The 20,793-nt window shown below is 33.1% G+C and carries 13 protein-coding genes and 1 CRISPR repeat array (1 of these 14 cut by a window edge); of the genes, 5 read left to right on the forward strand and 8 right to left on the reverse strand.

Translation table 11 applies throughout. From position 1 onward, the window contains the following. Positions 1-229: a CRISPR direct-repeat array (repeat unit 36 nt; unit sequence GTTGTGAATTGCTTTCAAAATTGTATTTTTACTTAT); it begins 102 nt to the left of the window's first position. Positions 230-354: 125 nt separating this feature from the next. From cas2 to ACHRWY_RS03535, 7 genes are all read right to left on the reverse strand, one after another. Then, positions 355-702, reverse strand: coding sequence for a CRISPR-associated endonuclease Cas2 (cas2, locus tag ACHRWY_RS03505; RefSeq protein WP_395352556.1), 348 nt, complete (start codon positions 700-702; stop codon positions 355-357). Next, positions 695-1,591, reverse strand: coding sequence for a type II CRISPR-associated endonuclease Cas1 (gene cas1, locus ACHRWY_RS03510; protein ID WP_395352558.1), 897 nt, complete (start codon positions 1,589-1,591; stop codon positions 695-697). The genes cas2 and cas1 overlap by 8 nt, the downstream gene beginning before the upstream one ends. Before the next feature lie 2 nt (positions 1,592-1,593). Beyond that, positions 1,594-5,640, reverse strand: coding sequence for a type II CRISPR RNA-guided endonuclease Cas9 (cas9, locus tag ACHRWY_RS03515; RefSeq protein WP_395352560.1), 4,047 nt, complete (start codon positions 5,638-5,640; stop codon positions 1,594-1,596). Between the two features lie 540 nt (positions 5,641-6,180). Next, positions 6,181-9,495, reverse strand: coding sequence for a carboxypeptidase regulatory-like domain-containing protein (locus ACHRWY_RS03520; protein ID WP_395352562.1), 3,315 nt, complete (start codon positions 9,493-9,495; stop codon positions 6,181-6,183). Positions 9,496-9,947: 452 nt separating this feature from the next. Continuing rightward, the gene (locus tag ACHRWY_RS03525) at positions 9,948-10,406 is read right to left on the reverse strand and encodes a hypothetical protein (protein ID WP_395352564.1); all 459 of its coding nucleotides are present in this window, start codon (positions 10,404-10,406) and stop codon (positions 9,948-9,950) included. A gap of 52 nt (positions 10,407-10,458) precedes the next feature. Then, positions 10,459-10,920 carry a hypothetical protein gene (locus tag ACHRWY_RS03530; protein ID WP_395352566.1) on the reverse strand — a complete coding sequence of 154 codons (462 nt, stop codon included), beginning with the start codon at positions 10,918-10,920 and terminating at the stop codon, positions 10,459-10,461. A gap of 6 nt (positions 10,921-10,926) precedes the next feature. Beyond that, a complete protein-coding gene (locus tag ACHRWY_RS03535) occupies positions 10,927-11,376 on the reverse strand; it encodes a hypothetical protein (RefSeq protein WP_395352568.1) in 450 nt (149 codons plus the stop codon). A gap of 305 nt (positions 11,377-11,681) precedes the next feature. Between ACHRWY_RS03535 and ACHRWY_RS03540 the strand changes: the two genes are divergently transcribed. The 3 genes from ACHRWY_RS03540 to ACHRWY_RS03550 all read left to right on the forward strand — a co-directional run bounded on the left by ACHRWY_RS03540 (position 11,682) and on the right by ACHRWY_RS03550 (position 14,839). After that, entirely contained in the window at positions 11,682-13,637 is a 1,956-nt protein-coding gene (locus ACHRWY_RS03540) for a sensor histidine kinase (protein WP_395352570.1), read from the forward strand. Beyond that, entirely contained in the window at positions 13,637-14,377 is a 741-nt protein-coding gene (locus ACHRWY_RS03545; RefSeq protein WP_395352572.1) for a LytR/AlgR family response regulator transcription factor, read from the forward strand. Before ACHRWY_RS03540 ends, ACHRWY_RS03545 begins: the two co-directional genes overlap by 1 nt. Before the next feature lie 132 nt (positions 14,378-14,509). Further along, entirely contained in the window at positions 14,510-14,839 is a 330-nt protein-coding gene (locus tag ACHRWY_RS03550; protein ID WP_395352574.1) for a DUF4870 domain-containing protein, read from the forward strand. 568 nt (positions 14,840-15,407) lie between these two features. Here the strand turns inward: ACHRWY_RS03550 and ACHRWY_RS03555 are convergent. Continuing rightward, positions 15,408-15,713: a zinc-binding dehydrogenase gene (locus ACHRWY_RS03555; RefSeq protein WP_395353201.1), complete on the reverse strand. Its 306-nt coding sequence runs from the start codon at positions 15,711-15,713 to the stop codon at positions 15,408-15,410. Positions 15,714-16,057: 344 nt separating this feature from the next. Here ACHRWY_RS03555 and ACHRWY_RS03560 point away from each other — a divergent pair, with 344 nt between their 5' ends. Next, positions 16,058-19,045, forward strand: a complete 2,988-nt coding sequence (locus ACHRWY_RS03560; protein WP_395352576.1) for a SusC/RagA family TonB-linked outer membrane protein — start codon at positions 16,058-16,060, stop codon at positions 19,043-19,045. Between the two features lie 11 nt (positions 19,046-19,056). After that, entirely contained in the window at positions 19,057-20,664 is a 1,608-nt protein-coding gene (locus ACHRWY_RS03565) for a RagB/SusD family nutrient uptake outer membrane protein (RefSeq protein ID WP_395352577.1), read from the forward strand. Positions 20,665-20,793: the final 129 nt, after the last annotated feature.

A 20,793-nucleotide genomic window follows, 5' to 3' on the forward strand; every position in this document is an offset into this window, starting at 1 on the left:
TTTTTACTTATAATTCCCAACAGCAAACAGTTACGGGCGTTGTAGCTTTGAGTTGTGAATTGCTTTCAAAATTGTATTTTTACTTATAATTCCCAACAGAGGTAAACGCCTTATAAAACTATTTTGCGTTGTGAATTGCTTTCAAAATTGTATTTTTACTTATTTAATATCGGAAAACAGTAAACTGGACTTAGTTGTGAATTGCTTTCAAAATTGTATTTTTACTTATAATTCCCAACATGTCGCGAGTTAATCGTTTGATATGTTGGTAGTTATGGGTTTGTTTTGAAATTGAAAAACATCTTAATTTAATACCTGAAACATAGCTTATTATACGTTTTTATAATCCTATTTTTAGAAAAGTTCTAACTGTTGAGACGGTTTTTCTGTTTCTACAGGTTTCTTTCCGTAAAATAGTTCCATCATTCCAAATTGTTTATCTGTGATTTGCATTACACCAATTTTCCCATGCTCAGGCAAGCTGTTTTTTATTCTTTTAGCATGTACCTCAGCATTTTCCCGACTAGCACAAAAACGCATATATATTGAAAACTGAAACATAGAAAAACCATCGTCCAATAATCTCTTACGAAAATTACTGGCAATTTTACGTTCTTTACGCGTTTCGGTGGGGAGATCAAAAAAAACTAATATCCACAAACTTCTATATTGATTTAAACGTGTATAATGCTCGTCATACATAAATAGGGTATAAAATTCTTCTGGAACTTCCCTCAAAACATTCATGTAAGGAATTTGTTGTTCTGCTCATAGCCACCATCAAAGGGCTATTTTTACCATCAATGCTTACATCTATTGTAGCAATATTCAATAATTGTTTTTTTATCTCAATTGTTAACTCTTCATAAGAGTCAACCGTTTCCATAATGTGGCATACAATCAAGTCCACATACGGACGATAAGGTTCCATAATGTCGTCAGCAAGGCAATAGGCATTATACTTATTGCGATGAAAGATCCCTAATGTCGGTAGCATTCCCGAGCTTACTAATGCTCTTGCTGTAATAGCCCTTAAAATAGCATAACCATAATTAAGTAAATTATTTGGAGGAATTCCTTTTTGACCTCTTGTGAAATTCTCCACTTTTATAAGACTTTGCCAATAATATACAGCAGCCCGTGCTTCATGATTTAAAGAATCCCCTGAGGTTACCTCTTTTGCCCACAATTCCATTTTGCGCATTGGAATGCCTTTTTCTTTTAATAAGCCCGCCTGATTAGTTATTTTAGAACTTATAGTCTGTTGCCATAGATTCTTTTTGAGTGGAACAGAAGCATTAATTTGATTTTTAAACCGTTCCGTTTGCTCGCTATGCCCACTTAAAGGCATTAGTAAGCCAATGGGTAAATGTTGCTGGTCACAATTAATTAAAGCAATATTGTTATGAGTTAATTTTTCTAACAAACCATTGGTTATTGTGATTTGTTGATTTTCTAGGACAATTACCCCAATATCCTCAATGGCAACAGTTTTAGTCCCTTGATCCTTATCAGGATAAGAGATTATAATTTGCTCATTTTTAGTACTCAAATAAGCTGGATTACCAAAGAAAAGTGTACGCTTTATCATAATTAATATTCTCCTAATTGCACAATTTGACCTAAATGATTGATCCTGACTTTGACCATCTTTGATAATTCTTTTGGACTTCTAATTCTTTTATAAGCGATGTTATTCAATTCACTATTGTCCAATAATTGAGTTTCTAAATGATGTCTGAAATTATAATCTTTTGTGCCTAATTTTTGTACCCTAAACATATTAGGACTAATCAAAGCATAATTACCTGGATTTAGAAGATCAATTTCTTCCGGATTAAATCCATCAGAAGGAAATATGAAATATTCATTTTGTTTCAAAGAGAATAAAAATTCCCAACCTTCAGATTTTTTAAAATTTTTATCAATAGTTGACAATCCTAAATTAATTTGAGTTACAGCCTCATAAAAAGAAACAATTTTTTCTTGTAAATTCCCTTTTGCATCTCTGTAAATAGCTACATGATGATTATTTCCTGTACTAACAAAATCAGCTGGAATCGGATTTCCGTCATCATCTAAGATTTCAGTACCTAAGTGATCTTTTTTGGTATGTAAAGCCTGAGCATTGCTCACGCCTCTAATAGTCACCCTTTTTATTGAAATTTTTTTCTCTTTATTTTGCCAAATTGGATTTTCGTCTAAATTGATAAAAGCTTTTTTAGGATCTCCACCAAATTCATTTAAACGGCTTTGAAGAATAGATTTTAAACCAATATCTATTACTTTATCAATTTTTAGATCTGGAGTAATATCTTTTCTGATGGTATAATGTGGTTCTAGCCAAACTATTTTTACTTTTTCAGGCAGTTCAATTGTTTTTTTGGAATCTAGATAAATTGGATTTTTTGATAATGTATTTTTACCTGTAAAGGCTTTTTCAGGATCATTTTCATTTTCTGACAAACGAGTTAACAAGGCTTCTCTATATTGTTTTTTTGCAACCTTGTTAATGAATTCACTTGTAAAATTAACACCTGTTTTTTCCTCTTTTGTAGCATATTGTTGCAGTTTACCATAGACAGTTTCTTTATGCAATTGCCCACGTGGCGTGAGCTGTGTTTTCTCATTCGTACCACCACTTTTTTTAGTAATATTTTTATTTATGGTAACGACTTTATTTTTTGCCTTATAGGAAATCAAAATGTTTTTGAGCTGTTTTTTTGCTTCTTCCCTAAAGTTAGGCATTGGCTCGATAAATCGAAGTTTGTTATTCTTATCTCTTCGTAAATATTTTTTTTCAATTCCCAAAATAGCATCTGCTTTTTTATCGCCTTTTGTTTTGGCATTCAGATTGTTTAAATATTGAATGTAAACGGGTTTGGTAAAAGCAACTGTTATAGCATCCATAGCATGATGGCGGTGGTCATTTCGTTTTGTCCAGTCTTTAATTTTATACAAGCGCTCTCCATTTTTACCTTCTTCAATATGAGTCAGTTCTAATTTTTCGTACTTGTTCCAATTGAGTTCTTTCATTACATCAACCAATTCCCAATCTTCACGAAGTTTATCAGTTACGCTTCCAGTTGTTGAGGTTACATTTCTTGAAACCTCCAGTAGGATTTCTTTTGCTTTTTTTGTGATATATTGTGTTTCTCTTAGTTGTCGTTCAATGAAACCTTCAGGTATTTCATTATCGGCCATTAAGAGTTTGTTTTGTTTTGTCCTGCTGATTTTTCCAAACAGACTTTTAACTCTTTTCTCAAATTGATCAAATTCTTCAGCAGATAGTTTTTCCTGCAAAAAAGAGTAAGCTGTTTTATTACTTTTATCAATATTTAATTGACGTTCGCAAATGGTTTTGTTGGAAAAACTATCGTCAAATAAACGTGATTTTGGAATAATATGTTCAATGTCATAATCTTTTGTAAACAGTTTTGATAGCTCTATTGGTTTCCCTGTATACAATGAAATTCCGTCAGACTCTTTCCACAGTTTATAACGTACAATATCATTTCGGGTTACACGCTGGATTCCAAATTCATTATGCAATAATTTCCTGATTTGCTCGTTTTCAGCTGTACTTTTGTTTATTGCTTTTGTCATTTCGCCGCGCTGTTCGTTGTTATTTTTCAGCTCACGAGCTAATTCTACACGAATTTCATCAGGTTTCCCTAATGTCGGATCCTTTAAAATAGCATTAATAACGTTAATCATTTGATTAAGTATTTTTTCTACCACAGGATTTCTTAAACTATTTTTTTTAAGCAATTCTAATGTGTCTTTTAGAAGTCTATTATTATTCTGTTCTTTTGTTAAAGAGGATGAATGATTGTAGCCGACTAACAAGCATGCTTTGTTATAAATGTGGCCGTCTATCAAATGAGGTAATATTTTTTTAATTGCTTTAGCACTCAAACTACCATAATCTGCTTGTAGATTTATATTTAAAAGAAATGGAATATGATTTTCTTTAAAGCCGAATTTACTGATCAAACTTTTTTTCAAAAAATCATCGTCTTCTGCAGAATAAAGTAAGTGCCAAAACTGATAGTAAGGTTGTTTGTCAAAATCATTCCCTTGGATATTTGTATTAAAATCAAGAATATCAGTATTAATTTCTAAATCAGAAAATGCAGATTTGATGATTTTATTTATTTCAAAACTATCTAATCTGGAAAGGTCTAATTCATCATAGCCTTCCAGAATCAGAATTTTTTCAAAAGCTTTGTAAATCTCGGTATTAGTTCTGTTTCCTTCAATTTTCCTAAAATTAACGGTATGTGTACCTTTCTTTAACTCACAAAAAGATAACATTTGAGAGTCGCTAATACTTTCTTTAAATAATAGCTGTTGGGCAATGATTTTTTTTAAGTCTTCATCCAGAAGAAAAGGTTCTTTTGTCGTTTCATTTTTAACAACAATATTATTTAAATTCTGCCAAATTCTAAATTCCTGAAATAAAGGAGATGATTTGGGGATGGCTTTGTGTCCCTTTTCAAATTCGCAGAAGCTTACTAAATGCTTCTGGGACTTCAATTTTCGTTGATAAAAAATGGTAATGTCGCGAACTTCTGTTTTGAGTTGTTCATTTAATTCGGGATGGAATTGAGTCTGTGTTTCCCAAATTTTTTCAAACTCATCTAAATAATCCTGACGATAAAATACTTGATTTTTCAGTTTGGCGTGTGCATTTTTCTCAAGCTGTTTGTATTGAAATTGACCAACAGTTTCCTGATTGAAATACAATTCCTTGCTTCGGTCACTAATCGCACCGAGGTAGCCACTGGATTGATTGATTTGATTATTTATCTCACTAATAATAAATGCCAGAATTTTCAAATGGAGTTCCTTTGTTAATGCTTCACTTCTCCATTTGTAATGCTGTAATTTGGTTTCTTCTCCAGTGCCTTTATTTTCTACAAGTTCAGTTTTTAATGTTTTTGAAAAATGTTGAGAAGTCTGTGTTCTTGATTTCCCTTGAATATCTTCCAGAAGTTTGTTATTTAGCTGTTCCGGATGAAATTGATTTTGAAAACGGATAATTTTTTCTAATTCTTTTTGTAAATCTGACCGATAAAAATCAGGAATAAATTTATTTCCTTTTGATAATGAATTATAAACCCATTGACCGGGTGTCCAGTTATTTTTGAAAATTTCTTTGGCAATTTTCATTCCATCAATAGCATCATCTTCTTCGGTGGTCTTTGCTTTGCGGCTACTTTTATACCCCCTTTTTTTATTGAGCATCAACAGAACCTGAACCAGCTCTTCTTTGGAGACTGCTTCAATTGCTGCTTTCGCCCTTAATTGATAGGAAGAGAAAGTAGTTGATTTTCCTGTTTCAGCATAAATAAAACCAGTAGGAATAAATTTTATTTTATCGAAGGTTTCTAGTAATGCATCTCTTCTTTGTTTAAAACGCTGTAGACCTCTTCTTGCCCCACGTTTTAATGTTCTGTCCCCATTTATAGCAATAGTATTCCCTTTTTTGAAGTCTGCTTCTTCATCAGTAGTTAGTGGCACTACGCGAACACCAGCATGTATTAGTGATGAAGTTTCACCATTATTTTCAGCTTCATGTATATAAGCCCATCCTATAGAAGTTGTTCCAAGATCTAATCCTACTATTTTTTTCATCTCTAAAAATTTGCTTTCTAAAAATTAAGTAAAAGATAATTAATTGATTTACGGAAAACCATAATTAAAAAATAGAGATTTTATTGTATTATTGCAATACAATTTGAAGCAATTCACAATAAGGATTATTCCGTTGTGAAAACATTCAAAGCGGCCTCAAGGGGTCGCTTTTTTTATAATCTTTAAGTTTGTCTTTTTACTCAGTCTTTAATTACGTCCTGTAAATTTGTATTGAAATTGATTTATTTCCAGCCTATCGACAACAAAAAAGCAACAACCTGCATAAAAGTATTTGAATTTTGAGTTTTTTTGCTCGAAAAGCAGTTTGCTGGTTTTCTGAAATTTCCGGGCATTTATTGTTACTATTAGGCATATTCATTTGAATGCCTGAAAGTGCTTATCAAATAAATTTAAGGTTATATTGGCTTTTTAATAAAGTGGAATTCGAACTATTCTTTGTGATAAAAAACATAAATTATATGAAAAAACGGCATTAGACTTAAAGTCAATGCCGTTTTTTTGAATCTTATAAAAGCTCAATTAATTACCAAAGATGTATCTAAGTGTAAATTGCGCTTGCCAAACATCTGATGTTGAAGAGTTTTTTTGATAAGTATCTTTAATCAAATATCTGTTTCCGTTAGGATCTGTTTGTGTAGCAAGAGTATAAATTGGCTTATTAGCCCCTGATGCTGAAGAAAATGCCAAAACATTTGCATTAGTTGCTCTTTGCGAAACACCCCAATCTTTGTTTACCATGTTTGTAAAGTTCAGGATATCTGCTCTAAATTGGAAGCTATTCTTTTTACCTGCAATTTTAATGTAAATATCTTGGGAGATAGATAAGTCCAACCTGTGTAACATAGGTAAAACAGACTCATTTCTTTGAGCATATTGACCTCTTCTTGTACGAAGGTATTTATCCTGATCAACATAAGCATCAAATGCAGTTCTCTGCTCAGCTTCTGTGTAAGTTCTTGAAGTTGTAACACCAGCTACAGTACTTGTTACGAGAAGAGGAGCAAAACTAAGTTCAGACGCACTTTTTGGTACGTAAATTAGATCGTTACCACTAACTCTGTCTCCATTCATATCACCACTGTAAGTATACGAAAACGGATTTGCTTGTTCTCCAATATACCCTAAGTTGATAGAAGTTGCACCTCCAAGACCTTTACCATATTCAATTCTGTATCCAATAACCCCTACTAAACGATTTGGTGTATTGTTATTTGAATTAGAAACTTGTAAATCATTATTTCCATTTATAGATCTTGCACTTGTCCATGAACCTGAGGCTACTGATCCCGGAGACATTAAGTCTGTAGCATTAGAGTGTGTATAGGCAAATGATCCCCAAAGTCCTCTTTGGTAAGGATACTCTAATTTAAATGTTGTAGAATAAAAATATCCTTCGTCAGAGTTTGTTAAAACGATACCGTTCGAAACATTGTCATTTACACGAGTCCCAGCATCATTACGTGAATACCTTGGTCTGTTGTCAGTACCACTGAATGTTCCAACGGGAGCATCAAAGTTTGCGTTGTAATAGCTGATTGCATTGATATTTTTTTGAAGTATTCCTTCTACTGTACCTGTAAATCCAAAAGGTAGTTTTTGGTCAACTGCCATTGTCGTTTTCCAAACCTGAGGAGATTTGAATTTTTTGTCATTAAAAGACAAATCATAAGAAGATGGGGCTGTAGCTGTAGTTGGAGTAAAATAATCTGCTGGTTTTGGTGTAAAACCATATCCTCCGGCAGCTAAAGCAGCGCCACTTACATCGACAAATCCTGTAAGTACACCGTTGTTTCCAATTTGATTCGATAAGTATACACCTGGTGATCTACCGGTAAATACTCCTGAACCTCCACGGATTATTGTTGAAGAGTTTCCATTTAAATCAAGATTGAAACCAACTCTAGGCTCAAATAAATAGGCTGCATCCGGCATTATACCCGTATTTAATTTTTCACCATTAGCAAAAGTCATAGCAGTAACTGTTGGGTTTTCTAATGCTGTGTTAGCATACCAAATTCTGGAAGCTCTCAAACCAACTGTTAATTTAAATTTATCACTCAGTTTCATTTCATCCTGGGCATATAAATCTAATTTGTTAGATTTCAATATTTGCATTGGTTCTGCACCTCCAGGCAAAGCAGAATATCGGTATTGAAAACGAGCTGGAGAAGTTGTAGTTGCAGTTGATGGAGCACCACCATTTGCTATAGAATTGTTTGCAGCAGCATAAAAATCAGCTAAAGAGTTAAAAACGTAAACTCCGTTTGATCCTGAGAAGAATAAGTTACTGGATTTGAAATATTCAAAGTTTGCACCAAATACTAAAGAGTGTTTTCCAATAGTTTTAGTCAAATTATCTGTAAAGTGTAGTGTTGAGTAAGAAAGTTTGTTTCCTTGCGTAAAAGGATCTAAACCAACTGAAATATAAGTAGCAGCTCCTTGTTTAATATCAATTGTTGGAAATAAACCGCCACCAATTAAACCTCTGTCTTCAATTTGTTTGTCATAACCTCCAATGAAGTTATTATACCAGGAATTGCTTAATTTACTATTCAATTCTAATACAATCGATCTGGTATTATCTAAAATTGTATATCCACTGTTTTGAAAAGACATTGCCAATCCACTATTAGTTCTGTTACCAAAACCTAATGAGTTTGAGTTAGAAGTTAACTGATCAGAAGATGAATTATGGAATACGTAACGGGCAGTAAGTTTATGATTGTCATTGATATTCCAGTCAATTCTGGTTAAGAATTTCTTTGATTCTTTTGAAGAATCGTAATTTTCCCAAGGACCTGTAACATATCCAAATTTGTCCTTCATGAAATTAGAAAGAGTCTGCATTTCAGTATAGGTTGGAAGAGAAACCTGACCACTTGGATTTGGAGAACCGGTAGAGGTAAAGTTTGTTGCAGGACTTGTATTATCAATAGTTTCAAAATTCCCAAAAAAGAATAATTTATCTTTGATAATTGGCGCTCCAATACGAGCTCCCAATATTTTTTCTTCAAATTTACCTGGTTTAATGGTTACATCTCCAGCATGAGTACCAATAAAATCTTTTTTATTACTTCTTGTAGAAGTATAAACAGATCCTTCGATTTCGTTTGTTCCACTTCTTGTTACTGCATTAATCCCTGAACCTAAAAATCCGGATTGACGGATATCATAAGGTGCTATATTTACTTGTAGCTGCTCAATAGCATCTAATGAAATTGCAGTAGAACCAGTTCGGCCTCCAGCTTGTGAATCTGACCCAAGACCAAATCCGTTGTTGAATACAGAACCGTCAATTGTAAAGTTGTTTAATCTGGAATCCTGACCACCAAATGTTCCGTTTGCTCCGGCATTGGCATTGTATTTTGTCACAGAGTTTATTGAACGTGCCCCTAAAACCGGAACTGCTGTAATTTCTCTGTTTGAAAACTGCTGTGAAGCACCAGTTCTTCCTTTATTAAAATTTCCTGTTGATTTTGTTGTTACTACAACTTCCTGAAGAGCATTTGATTCTTCATCAATTTTGACATTTACTGTCAGGTTATTACCTAGACCAACATTGATATCTGTGATTTCTGTACTTTTGTAACCAACGTAAGTTACTTTAACAGTATAAGGACCTCCTGGTCTCAGACCTTGTGCAGCATATCCGCCATCAAAATCAGTTGTCGAGAAGTATTTTGTTCCTGTTGGCTTGTGAACAATTTCCACTGTCGCTCCAGGAAGTGCTTCTCCTTTGTTTGATCTTACAGTTCCTGACATAGCTGAGCTCGTTACCTGAGCATGACCAAGGGCTGAAAGGAAAATAATCAAAATAAAAATAATTTTTTTCATTTTTTGAATTTGTTATAGTTTTGTTTTTGGCAAAATTATAACAATTAAAAAGTATCATGTTAACACATTATTAACAAAACGTATTGATTACGAATACAGGTTCTGTCGCATTCTGGAACAGGGTCGTCATTTTATCAAGTGGCGCATCGAAACGAATTAGTCTTTAAAAGTTTTAAATGAGCGAGACGAATATTGAGCGGAATTGAAGTTCTGCATAAATATTTAGAAAGAATCAAATAGGTTATACCAGGGATAACTGGCTTTGTTGCATCTATGTATAAGTTGTTATCTTTAGTAATTCAAAAAAACATTAAATGAATATTTAAATCATTTTATAAATTGGCACGTTAACTTTTAAACCACTTAAATTCTTATATTTGATTCTGACAGATGCGGCAGAACCCAATTTAGTTTATATATAATTTCGCCACAAAATACAAAAAGAGGCAGTTTTAAAATTTTTTGGCAAAAAAAGGATCCACTGGATCTATTATTTTATAAATTTTTGCCAGAATCTGATCTTCATATTCTTTTTGCCTGGTCTCACTTTTTTTTCCAGAACTAAAGTTCTCACTTAGAGTGTAGCTTTTTATAAAATGACTTTTTTTAGCTCCCAGTCTGTAATGCCAGCTTCCCATTTCTGAATTTACAAAAATAACGGCCTCTTCTAACTTCATTATTTTTTTCTTTGAATGAATAGGACTAGTTCTATAAACAGCGTTATTTTTCAAATCGAAAGTATAAACTATTTTGGCTCTGATTAAAAGATCATATAAACTATGAAGAGCGCAATATCCTAGTAATATAGAGATAGAATAGTACCATATTTCTCCCAAAACATCTTCTAATAAAGGCAAGATAACAGCCGCTGCAAGTATGCCTGTTAAAAAATACTGAGATAATTTTTGCAATGACTTTGTAGGCTGTAACGAAATAAAATCTGTTTTTTCCTGAAGATTGTATTTATCCCTGACGTTCATTATCGTTTAGTATTTCATCAATTTCATTGGCAAGATTTTGCATTTTTTGAGTGGTAAAACCCTGCGATAAAATGGCGTATTTTTCTTTTCCGTCTTTTAAATAACAGATATTTAATGAAGTATTGGTCGTGATTAAATACTGCTTGGTTCTGACAAGTTCAAAGTTTTGAAAATCTTTTAACGGAATGCAAACAGAAGGAACAATAAGACCGCTTTTTAGAACAAATTCTTTTTTATCAAGATCAATAATAACATGTTTTAACCAAATCGAAATAAAGCATAGCACTGATAAAATACCCAAAATCCAGGTTATGCTAAGTTCATTGATCCAGATGCCGGTAAGAGCAATACCGGCAAGTCCGAAACTTATAATGAAACCAAAAGCATATTCCTTTTTCATAACATAGCGATTTCCGTTTTTTATAAAATATTTAAGCTGTGTCATAAATGGTTATTCTATTGTTATACCATCGATAATTACCAAATTGCAGCTAAGCGAAAAATAACTGCTTGAATAATCGCCATTAAGCTGATCGCTCAATGCATCTAATGTTGCGCCTTTAAATTCAAGTTTTCGGGCAGGAGTTTTTCCGTAGATATCTACCATAGTCAATTGACCGTCAAGACCATTTTTGTTTTTTGCGAAAGCGCGCAGTATATTGAGATCTTGTTTTTCAAAATCAATAGCGAGATAATAATTTTTTTGTGAAGTATCTGTAGAAGATGCAGCAGGCTTGGTAAAAGAAAAAGTAGCAGTACGCACCGGAGATGTTATAGATTTATTGCCATCTTTTACGGTGATTTCTATTTTTAAACGTTTTTCTTCGGGCTGTTGCGCAGAAACAAATCCAGTTACAAAACAAAAGACAATTAGTATCAATGAAAGACTTTTCTTATTCATAATAGCGTATTTTTTTAAATTTATTTATTGAAGCAAGATTAGTGGATACATCAGTTAATAACAATTGTGAATTGGTAAATGGTTTGTTTAGGTTTTTATTTGGTTAATTTTGAAATATATTAGAAAATTCAGATGTTTATCTTAGTTTTAATAGTTTGTAATTAAGTGTTTTATAGCGGAATAATCCCAGCTTAAATATTTGGTGAGTCTGATCACAATTTGTATTTTGCCATTACTTAACCCCATTTATGAGCCAATTTTTTATATTCAATCAGAAAAAAATTAAGAAGGTATATTTATTTTTTTTGATATTATTTACAACCAATATCCAGGCACAAAACATTTCTTCCATTGAAAAAATGGCCAGTCAGGGTTATTCAAAACGTTTTGATGATACCATTGCCTGTATAAAAATTCAGAAGCAAGCACTTGCCTTGGCAGTAAAAAATAAAAGCGAAGAAGACCAGGTTATCTGTTATGCTTATCTGGCTTTGACTCAAAGACGTTTGATTAATTTGAAAGAATATATTCATTATGCTGATACGGCAAATTATCTTTCTAAAAAAGTAAACAATATTAGGGCGAAAGCTCATGCTGCTCTTGCAATGGGATCTTTAAAATCTTATATAGAAGATCAGCCTCAGGCGTTAAATTATTTACTACAAGCTTACAGATTATTTTCTAAAGTCAATGCGCATGATCAATGCGCTAAAATAGCGTCAGACATATCGTATCTTTTTTCGCCTGCATCGCCAACCAAGGTTGAGAAATATGCCAGAGAAGCCATGGCGTATGCAAATAAATTGGGTGATCCTGAAAATCAGCTTTATGCAAGACTTGCCTTTGGAAGTTACCTTACCGATAACTTGGAAACCGGTACGGAAACCGATTGGAAAAATGCCGTTGATTTTTTTGAAGAAACTGTTTTGCTTGCCGAAAAAAATGCAGCTAAAATTGTGAGTAAAAGCAATATCGGAATTGCCTATATCAATCTGGCAGATCTTTACACAAAAGGACCTAAACCTCTTAATGAAAAAGCATTTCTTGAAAATCTTGAAAAAGCAACGGTAATTGCAAAAAAATATAACATAAAAATTATTTACCGCAGCGCTATTGGTCTTAAAGGATTTTATCTTACTCAAAAAGGAAATTATGCTCAGGCAGAAATTGTATTTGCAGACGGCATCAAATACCAGAAAAGCCTGCCTTATACAGATAACTATCTTTTTGCTGCTTTTTACAATTCTTTAAAAGAGGTTTCCGTCAAGCGGAATGACTTTAAGGCTTACTATGCTTATGATACACTTTTTACAAAATACAATCAGTTAAAATATAAAGAGTCAACACAATCAATGCTGCAAAATTCTGAAGCCAGATACGAATCATCGCAAAAAGCAGAACGTATAAAACAGCTTGAACTGGAAAATGAATTGCAGCAGAAAAATAAATTATTAGGGTACACAATTGCCGCCGCGTTATTAATAGGACTCGTTTTTATGTTTCGTTCTTATTATTATCGTCAGCGATATTATCAAAACCGGGAAGATTTTTTAAAACAGGAGCAAGCCAACAGCGAACTTAAAATGCAGCTTATGGAGAAAGAAACCATTGAGAATTTGGCAGCACGATTATCGCTCGAACGGCGATTATTGCGCTCTCAAATGGATCCGCATTTTATTTTTAATGCTTTAGGAAATATTCAAAGTATGATTTTGCAAAAAGATACAGTTCCTGCGGTTTCATATCTAAATAAATTTGCAAAATTAACCCGACAGGTTTTAGAGCAGTCCAGAAAAGAAACGATCTCACTCGAAGAAGAAATAAATACCTTAAAAAATTATATAGAACTCCAGCAGCTTCGTTTAAATAATGGTTTTGATTATCGTATTGAGTGCGATGAAGAAATCGAAAAAGACATACTTATTCCGCCTCTGTTATTACAGCCTTTTATAGAAAATGCCTTAGAACATGGTATAAAACCAATGGAAACCACTACAAGAGGATTGATCGAAATTTACTTTAAATTAGATGGAAAACAGCAGATTTTAATTTGTACCATTAAAGATAACGGAATAGGATTGGCGGCATCAAGAAAATTAAAAACCGACAGTACGCACCAATCGCTTTCGACAACCATTACCAATGAAAGATTAAGCAAAATGCAAAAAGAAAATCCCGATGCCTCTTTTCAGGTTAAAGAACGTGATGCAGCAGCAGAGGGGCACGGCTGTATAGTAATTTTAAATATTCCGATACTGTAATGATATATAAAACAATAATCGTTGAAGATGAAAACAGACTCAGAGAAGCCTTATCTATTATGCTTGAAATGGTCGCGGGAGATACAATTCAGATCATAGGATATGCAGAAAGTGTTGAAGAAGCCAAAAAAATAATCGACAGGTTAGAACCGGATTTGGTTTTTATGGATATTATGCTAAAAGACGGAACTGGTTTTGATGTTTTACAGCAGATTTCCTTTAATTCCTTTAATCTGATTTTTACCACCGCTTATGAGCAGCATGCCATAAATGCATTTAAGTACAGCGCCGTAGATTATCTGCTGAAACCCATCGATGCGCAGGAACTTAAAATGGCTATAGAACGTATTGCTGTTTGGAAAGAAAGAGTTTTGCAAAAAGAACAAATTAGCGAACTAAAAAATAATCTTTCTAAAACCCCGGACAGAATTGTACTGCCAACTCAGGAAGCAATGTATGTTGTAAAGTTAGATCAAATTATTAGATGCGAAACTTCCGGATCTTATACTACTTTCTTTTTAACAGACGGAAGAAAAATAATGGTTTCAAGACCTTTAAAAAACTATGAGGATATATTAATCCCGCCTCAGTTTTTTCGTGTGCATCAATCACATCTCATCCATGTAAATTTTATTTTGAGTTATTCTCGCGAAGGAATGATCTATATGAATGATAAATCAGTTGTGCCCATTTCCAGAGGGAAAAAAGAACAATTTTTTAAGTTAATGAAAGACGAATAGTTTCTAGAAGCCGAATTGCAATATACGTCCTTAAGTGTGACAAATACCAATTTAAAGCAGCTAACGACAAAGTGTTCATTGGGAATTCGTTTATGTGAGCCTACTTTTGACTTATATAAATAAAATAGAACCATGAACAATAAAACATTATCAATCCTAAGCTATATCACCATTATTGGCTGGATAGTAGCCTATGTAAAAAGCAAAGAAGTAACTCCAAAAAGTGATTTGGTTACCTATCATTTAAAACAAGGTTTCGGCATCTTTTTAATTTCATTCATCATCAACATTATTCTTTCTGTCGTTGTATCAATAGTTCCTGCATTATTTTTTCTGTCTTATGTAGGCTATGCGATTTTAATTTTGTGGATTTTCGGAATAATAAATGCGGCAAATGAACAAAAGAAGCCAATTCCGGTCATTGGAAAAATATTTGAAGATAAGTTTGATTTTGTAAACTAAAATCCATTTTGTCGCCTTTAATGTAGGCTTCTGTTTTTTGAAAATTAAATCTATTTCTATACTTTTCCCGGGTATATTGATAAGTATCAAAACTGTTTTTTATTTTAACTTGTAGTTTTTAATAATATTACAGGCCAATTCAAATTCTCAGGAAAACATGAATTACGATCTCGAAGAAGGTTTCTCACTTGAAAAATTAACTGCAGAACATCTGTCTGGCTGGGAGTTTGGGAAGAAAATCCAGGAGCAATCCGTTTAAAAGAACAGTTTGTTGAATTTGACAGACATTTTTTTAAATTGAGAGATGATGAACAAACAGATATTATGATGAAACTGAAGTTAATTAAATCGAGAGCTAACGCTAATTTTATCAAAAGGCATTATTTGTCCTGACTATGGATCTACTCAATTTTAGCAACACCATTTTGCTGAGAAAATTAAAACCCTCCAAAATTATTTTATTGAAAGAGGGTTTTGATTTAACTAATGAAATAGTCATGAATTATGAGTTTGAAAAAGGTACTTTTATTTCAGTGTTTTGAAAAAATTTATGATTCCCAGTCGAGAATTATTTAACAATATGGCTTCCATGTTCCATACATTCATGAGCGCTAACAGCATCGCGATAAGAAAATGCTTTGTAAATAGCGGGTTTGGATTTTCCATTTTCAATTAATGGCCAGACATTCGCAAATACTTCTTTTGCTAATCGTTTTTTGTAATTGTAATTTCTTGCACACAGCGTACTTCCGGTAATACTTATTCTTTTCAACATCAATTGCCAGATATCAGGTTCTACGTTTTTACCATTTTCTGCATTAATATGAATAAGTCTGGCAGCTTCTACAAAATTTAAACTATTAGGAATAGGCAGACACTGATCTCTTTAACAACAACATATTCTGCGTAACCACCTCCTGAATAGGATGATTTAAGTATTTTTATTTCAAAATAGTAAAAGAAGAAATTAAGCTAGTCAGACATTTTAATATTAAGCATTTCTATTTTTTTAGTACTTTTTTTTAGCTATAAATAAAGATAATATGTTTTTTTATAAAAATTATTGATAAATAAAAGGAGAATTCTTTCAAAGTTAATAAAATATGTAAAACAGGATAATATAGTCTTATCATATGGTAATATTAGCATTTTCGTTAACTCTAATTTAACATAATTTTACAAGTGTTAATAATACACTAACTAAAATATTGTTAAATTATGAAATCAACCAAACAAGCTTTTAAAAGTACAAAGGCATACTGTTACAGAGATAAGATGTTCTACACAATTTTGTTTTTGTTTGTTGTTTTTAGCTCTTTTTCTCAGCAGAAAATCAGCGGTAAAATTACAGATGCAAATAACATTCCTATACCGGGAGTATCAGTTTTAGAAAAAAACACGTCTAACGGCGTTGTAAGTGATTTCGATGGTAACTTTCAGATTACACTTAAAAATAAAGATTCAAAATTGGTTTTTAGTTATATGGGTTTTTTAACTCAGGAAATTGCTGTTTTGAATAAGAATGTAGTAAATGTTGCGCTTCAGGAAAGTAAAGAAGAATTAAATGAAGTAGTTGTTGTTGGATACGGAACTCAGAAGAAATCAAGAGTTACGAGTGCTATAGCCAGTGTAAAAGAAAAAGATTTTACAAGAGGGGCAATTAATGATGCTTCTGATCTTATTAAGGGTAAAGTTGCAGGTTTAAGTATTAATAACGGTTCAGGAGACCCGGGGTCAACACCAAATATTACATTGCGTGGATTCTCAACTCTAAAAGGAGGAACAGGGCCTTTGGTCTTAATTAACGGAGTACCCGGAAGTATTGATACGGTAGCGCCAAATGAAATTGCATCAATAGATGTTTTGAAAGATGCTTCGGCAGCAGCAATTTATGGAACCAGAGGAGCTAATGGAGTAATTCTTATTACAACAAAAACAGTAAATAGCGAAATAGCACCAACCATTACGTACTCAACATTTGCTACGACATCTAATTTTGCTAACAAGGCTAAATTTTTAGATGCGAATCAACAAAGAAGTTTGCGTTCTCAAGGCGTTACCTTGCCTTTTACTGATGGCGGTGCAAGTACAGATTGGTTAGATGAAATTTCAAGAACCGGATTTACTCAAAATCACAATTTAGCTTTAAAAGGCGGAACTGCTAAAACAAATTATATAGTAAACCTTAATTATGTAAACCAGACAGGAGCTTTTATTAACACCTATAATAAAGAGTACCGATTTTCATTTGATGTTAATCATACCATGTTCAATGATAAGTTAAAGATCAACTTAAGCTTGCTAAATGGTACACAAGATATGGGTATTGAAGAGGATATCGCTGCATATGCTTACAGACAGGCAATGATAAGAAATCCTACCGCTCCTGTGTATAATCCAAATGGCACTTATAACGAAGATCCTAACAAACTTCAGTATTACAACCCGGTAGCCATTCTGAATGAAACGACACAGGACAGAAATAGTACATGGCAAAGATTTACGGCTAATCTGACTCTGGATTTATTGCCAGGTTGGGATGTAAGTGCGCAGCTTTCAAAAAATAAAAATACCGCTTTAAATGGATATGCCGAAACCAAACAACATTATTCAAATACCATAAATAAAAGAAATGGAGTTGCCTCAAGAGCTACAGGAGTTACAGATAATGATTATGTAGAAATAACATCAAAATACCATAAAGATTTAGGCAAACATGATTTTACAATATTAGGCGGTTACAGTTATCAATATACCTTAAATGAGGGATTTGAGGCAAGGAATTCTGATTTTCCAACCGATGCCTTTTCGTATAATAATTTAGAAGCAGGAAATGGTTTGTCAGATGGTATCGCATTCATGGATAGTTATAAAAATGACAGTAAATTAATTGGATTTTTTGGCAGGCTAAACTACAATTATAACAACAAATACGATTTGTTATTTAGTATCAGGCAAGAAGGATCTTCTAAGTTTGGAGAGAATCACAAATGGGGAAATTTCCCGGCGGTTTCTGCAGGATGGAGTATTAATAAAGAATCTTTTCTAAAAGATGTTACTGCTATAAATACTTTAAAATTAAGGGGAGGTTATGGAGAAACAGGCGTAATACCTAATGACCCTTATATGTCAATGACCTTGTACAATTATGAGGGCTATTTCTTTAGTAACGGAAAATGGGTCAAAGGTTTAGAGCCGGTAAGTAACCCAAATCCTGATTTACGTTGGGAGAAAACCGCTGAGATAAATATTGGTCTTGATTTTGGATTTTTCGACAATAGAATTACAGGAAGCTTTGATGTTTATAATAAAAAAACAAGTGATATGTTATGGGATTATAAAGTACCAACTCCTCCTTATTTGTTTCCTCAAATTACTGCAAATGTTGGAAAAATGGAAAATAAAGGATTTGAAATTCTTCTTAATACAATCCCGGTTAAAACAAAAGATTTTCTTTGGAGCTCTTCAATGACTTTTTCGCACAATAAAAATAAGCTGACGAGTCTTTCTAATGATTTATATAAAATTGAAGGAGATTTTTTGAATACAGGAAATACAGGAGATCCAATTTCATTTGAAACACATCGATTAGAAGTAGGACAACCAATAGGTAATTTTTGGGGATTAAAATCTGTAGATATTACTACCGATGGAAAATGGATTGTTGAATTGCCTGACGGAACAAGAAAAACACTTACTACAGAAATGTATAACGACAATAATAAGCAATATTTAGGAAATGGTATTCCGCAATATTATGCCGGGTGGACCAATACTTTTACGTACAAAAAATTTGACCTAAGTGTTGTATTAACAGGAGCTTTCGATTTTCAAATACTAAATACACAGCGTATGTTTTACGAAAATCCAACCATTGCTTATAATATGTTAGATAGTGCATATGATAAAGTGTATGATAAAGCCGTATTAAACTACAACCAAACCTATGTAAGTTATTATGTTGAACAAGGAGATTATGTAAAAGTAGATAATGTAACCTTCTCGTATAATTTTGATGTAAAACCATTCAAAATTATAAATGCAATGCGTTTGTATGTGTCTGGAAATAACTTAGCCACATTTACAAAATATAAAGGGTTAGATCCGGAAATAAAGAGAAAAGAACCTTTGTCCCAAGGAATGGATAATAGAGATAAATATCCAAGTTCCAGAGGCATCACACTAGGTTTAAATGTAACTTTTTAAATTAAATCAAAATGAAAAATAAAAATATAGTATACAAAATCCTTATTTCGGGCTTATTTCTTTTAGGAACAGGATGTACAAATTTAGATGAGACCGTTTATGACAAAGTAAGTGCCGAGGATACTAAATTAACTTCGGAAGATTTAGCCAGTATTATTGCACCAGCATACAACTCATTTAGACAAATTTATTCAGATTGGGATGCTATTTACAATCTTTATGAAGATTCATCAGATCTAATGGTAACACCTCAAAGAAACGGTATTGGCTGGGGAGATTATTACATTACAATGCATAAACATACCTGGGGTACCGCGCTTCCTATGGCCGAAGGTAACTGGTATTATATGTTTACAGGAGTAAATAAAGTCAATAGAGCGATATATCAACTACAGCAAATAGAAGGTGTTGAAAACAAAGAAAATATCATTCAGGAATTACGAGCATTAAGAGCAATTTATTACTATTTGCTATTAGATAATTTTAGAAATGTTCCTATTGTAACCTCATATGTCAATCCTCCGGGATATTTACCAGTTCAAAATACAGGAAAAGAAGTATATGATTTTGTAGAAAAAGAATTAAAAACAGCTTTACCTTATTTAAGCGATAAGAATAATTCTTCGACTTATGGTAAAATCAATCAGTGGGCTGTAAAAATGACTTTGGCAAAATTGTATCTCAATGCCGGTGTTTATTTAGGAACACCTAAATGGGATGAAGCTTTGGCTCAGGTTAATGATGTTATCAATAATGGTGGTTTTAGATTGAACTCTAATTATCGAGACAATTTCATTATAAAAAATGAATTTTCTACAGAACAAATATTATCAATCCCTTACGATCAGGTGAAAGCTCCGGGAACAAGCTGGCCGTACAGAACATTGGCAGCGGCAAGTCAGGCCACTTATGATTTGGCAGGAGGTCCCTGGAACGGAACTGGCGGAATACCTCAGTTCATAGATACTTACGATCCGGATGATCAACGATTAAAAGACTGTTGGCTAGGAGGTAAACAATTTACAAGTAAAGGAGAGCCAATAATGTTAGACGATAAAGTAACACAATTTGAATATATCAATTATATGACCAGTGTAGATGGTTGTGAGCCAAATGAAGGTTACAGAATGGTGAAATATGAAATTGGTCCGGGTGTTGTAGGACAAGCCAGTAATGATGTCCCTTTTTACAGATTAGCAGATGCTATGATGATCAAAGCGGAGTGCCTGTTAAGAAAAGGCGATGCTGGCGGAGCCGCGGCCATTGTTACTGAAGTCAGACAAAGAAATTTTAAAAATACCAATCCTGCCAAAGCTGTAGTATCAGGTGCAAAACTTTTAGGAGGAAGTGTGTATAAATACGGAACTTATGAGGCCGGAGTGATTACCAATTACGAAGGAGGTGCAGATATTCAGTATGGTGGTTTTCTTGACGAATTAGCGTGGGAATTTGTTGGAGAAGCGCATAGAAGACAAGATCTAATACGATTTGGAATATACTCAACAAAATCCTGGTTTTCTAAAAAAGGAGATGCTAACGATAGTTTCAGAGCTATTTTCCCAATTCCACAGTCAGAAATGGCTAAGAACAGCAACTTAAAGCAAAATCCTGGTTACTAACCAGCCTTAAAATATTAAGACATTACAAGTTGGTTACTTGTAATTATAAGTGTGTGAAAAGCTGTTCCTTCTTTAGGAATGGCTTTTCATTTTTTAATGGTTAACTGTAAAGTTTGTCATTTCGAAGAA

The organism is Flavobacterium sp. FlaQc-48 (genome assembly GCF_044007335.1).
Taxonomy (GTDB): Bacteria; Bacteroidota; Bacteroidia; order Flavobacteriales; family Flavobacteriaceae; genus Flavobacterium.

Bases quoted from the DNA above. Each gene is read 5' to 3' on its own strand.
- ACHRWY_RS03520 (WP_395352562.1), bottom strand. From the start codon at position 9,495: ATGAAAAAAATTATTTTTATTTTGATTATTTTCCTTTCAGCCCTTGGT.
- ACHRWY_RS03545 (WP_395352572.1), top strand. From the start codon at position 13,637: ATGATATATAAAACAATAATCGTTGAAGATGAAAACAGACTCAGAGAA.
- cas9 (WP_395352560.1), bottom strand. From the start codon at position 5,640: ATGAAAAAAATAGTAGGATTAGATCTTGGAACAACTTCTATAGGATGG.
- ACHRWY_RS03560 (WP_395352576.1), top strand. From the start codon at position 16,058: ATGAAATCAACCAAACAAGCTTTTAAAAGTACAAAGGCATACTGTTAC.
- ACHRWY_RS03535 (WP_395352568.1), bottom strand. From the start codon at position 11,376: ATGAATAAGAAAAGTCTTTCATTGATACTAATTGTCTTTTGTTTTGTA.
- ACHRWY_RS03530 (WP_395352566.1), bottom strand. From the start codon at position 10,920: ATGACACAGCTTAAATATTTTATAAAAAACGGAAATCGCTATGTTATG.
- ACHRWY_RS03565 (WP_395352577.1), top strand. From the start codon at position 19,057: ATGAAAAATAAAAATATAGTATACAAAATCCTTATTTCGGGCTTATTT.
- cas1 (WP_395352558.1), bottom strand. From the start codon at position 1,591: ATGATAAAGCGTACACTTTTCTTTGGTAATCCAGCTTATTTGAGTACT.
- ACHRWY_RS03550 (WP_395352574.1), top strand. From the start codon at position 14,510: ATGAACAATAAAACATTATCAATCCTAAGCTATATCACCATTATTGGC.
- cas2 (WP_395352556.1), bottom strand. From the start codon at position 702: ATGTATGACGAGCATTATACACGTTTAAATCAATATAGAAGTTTGTGG.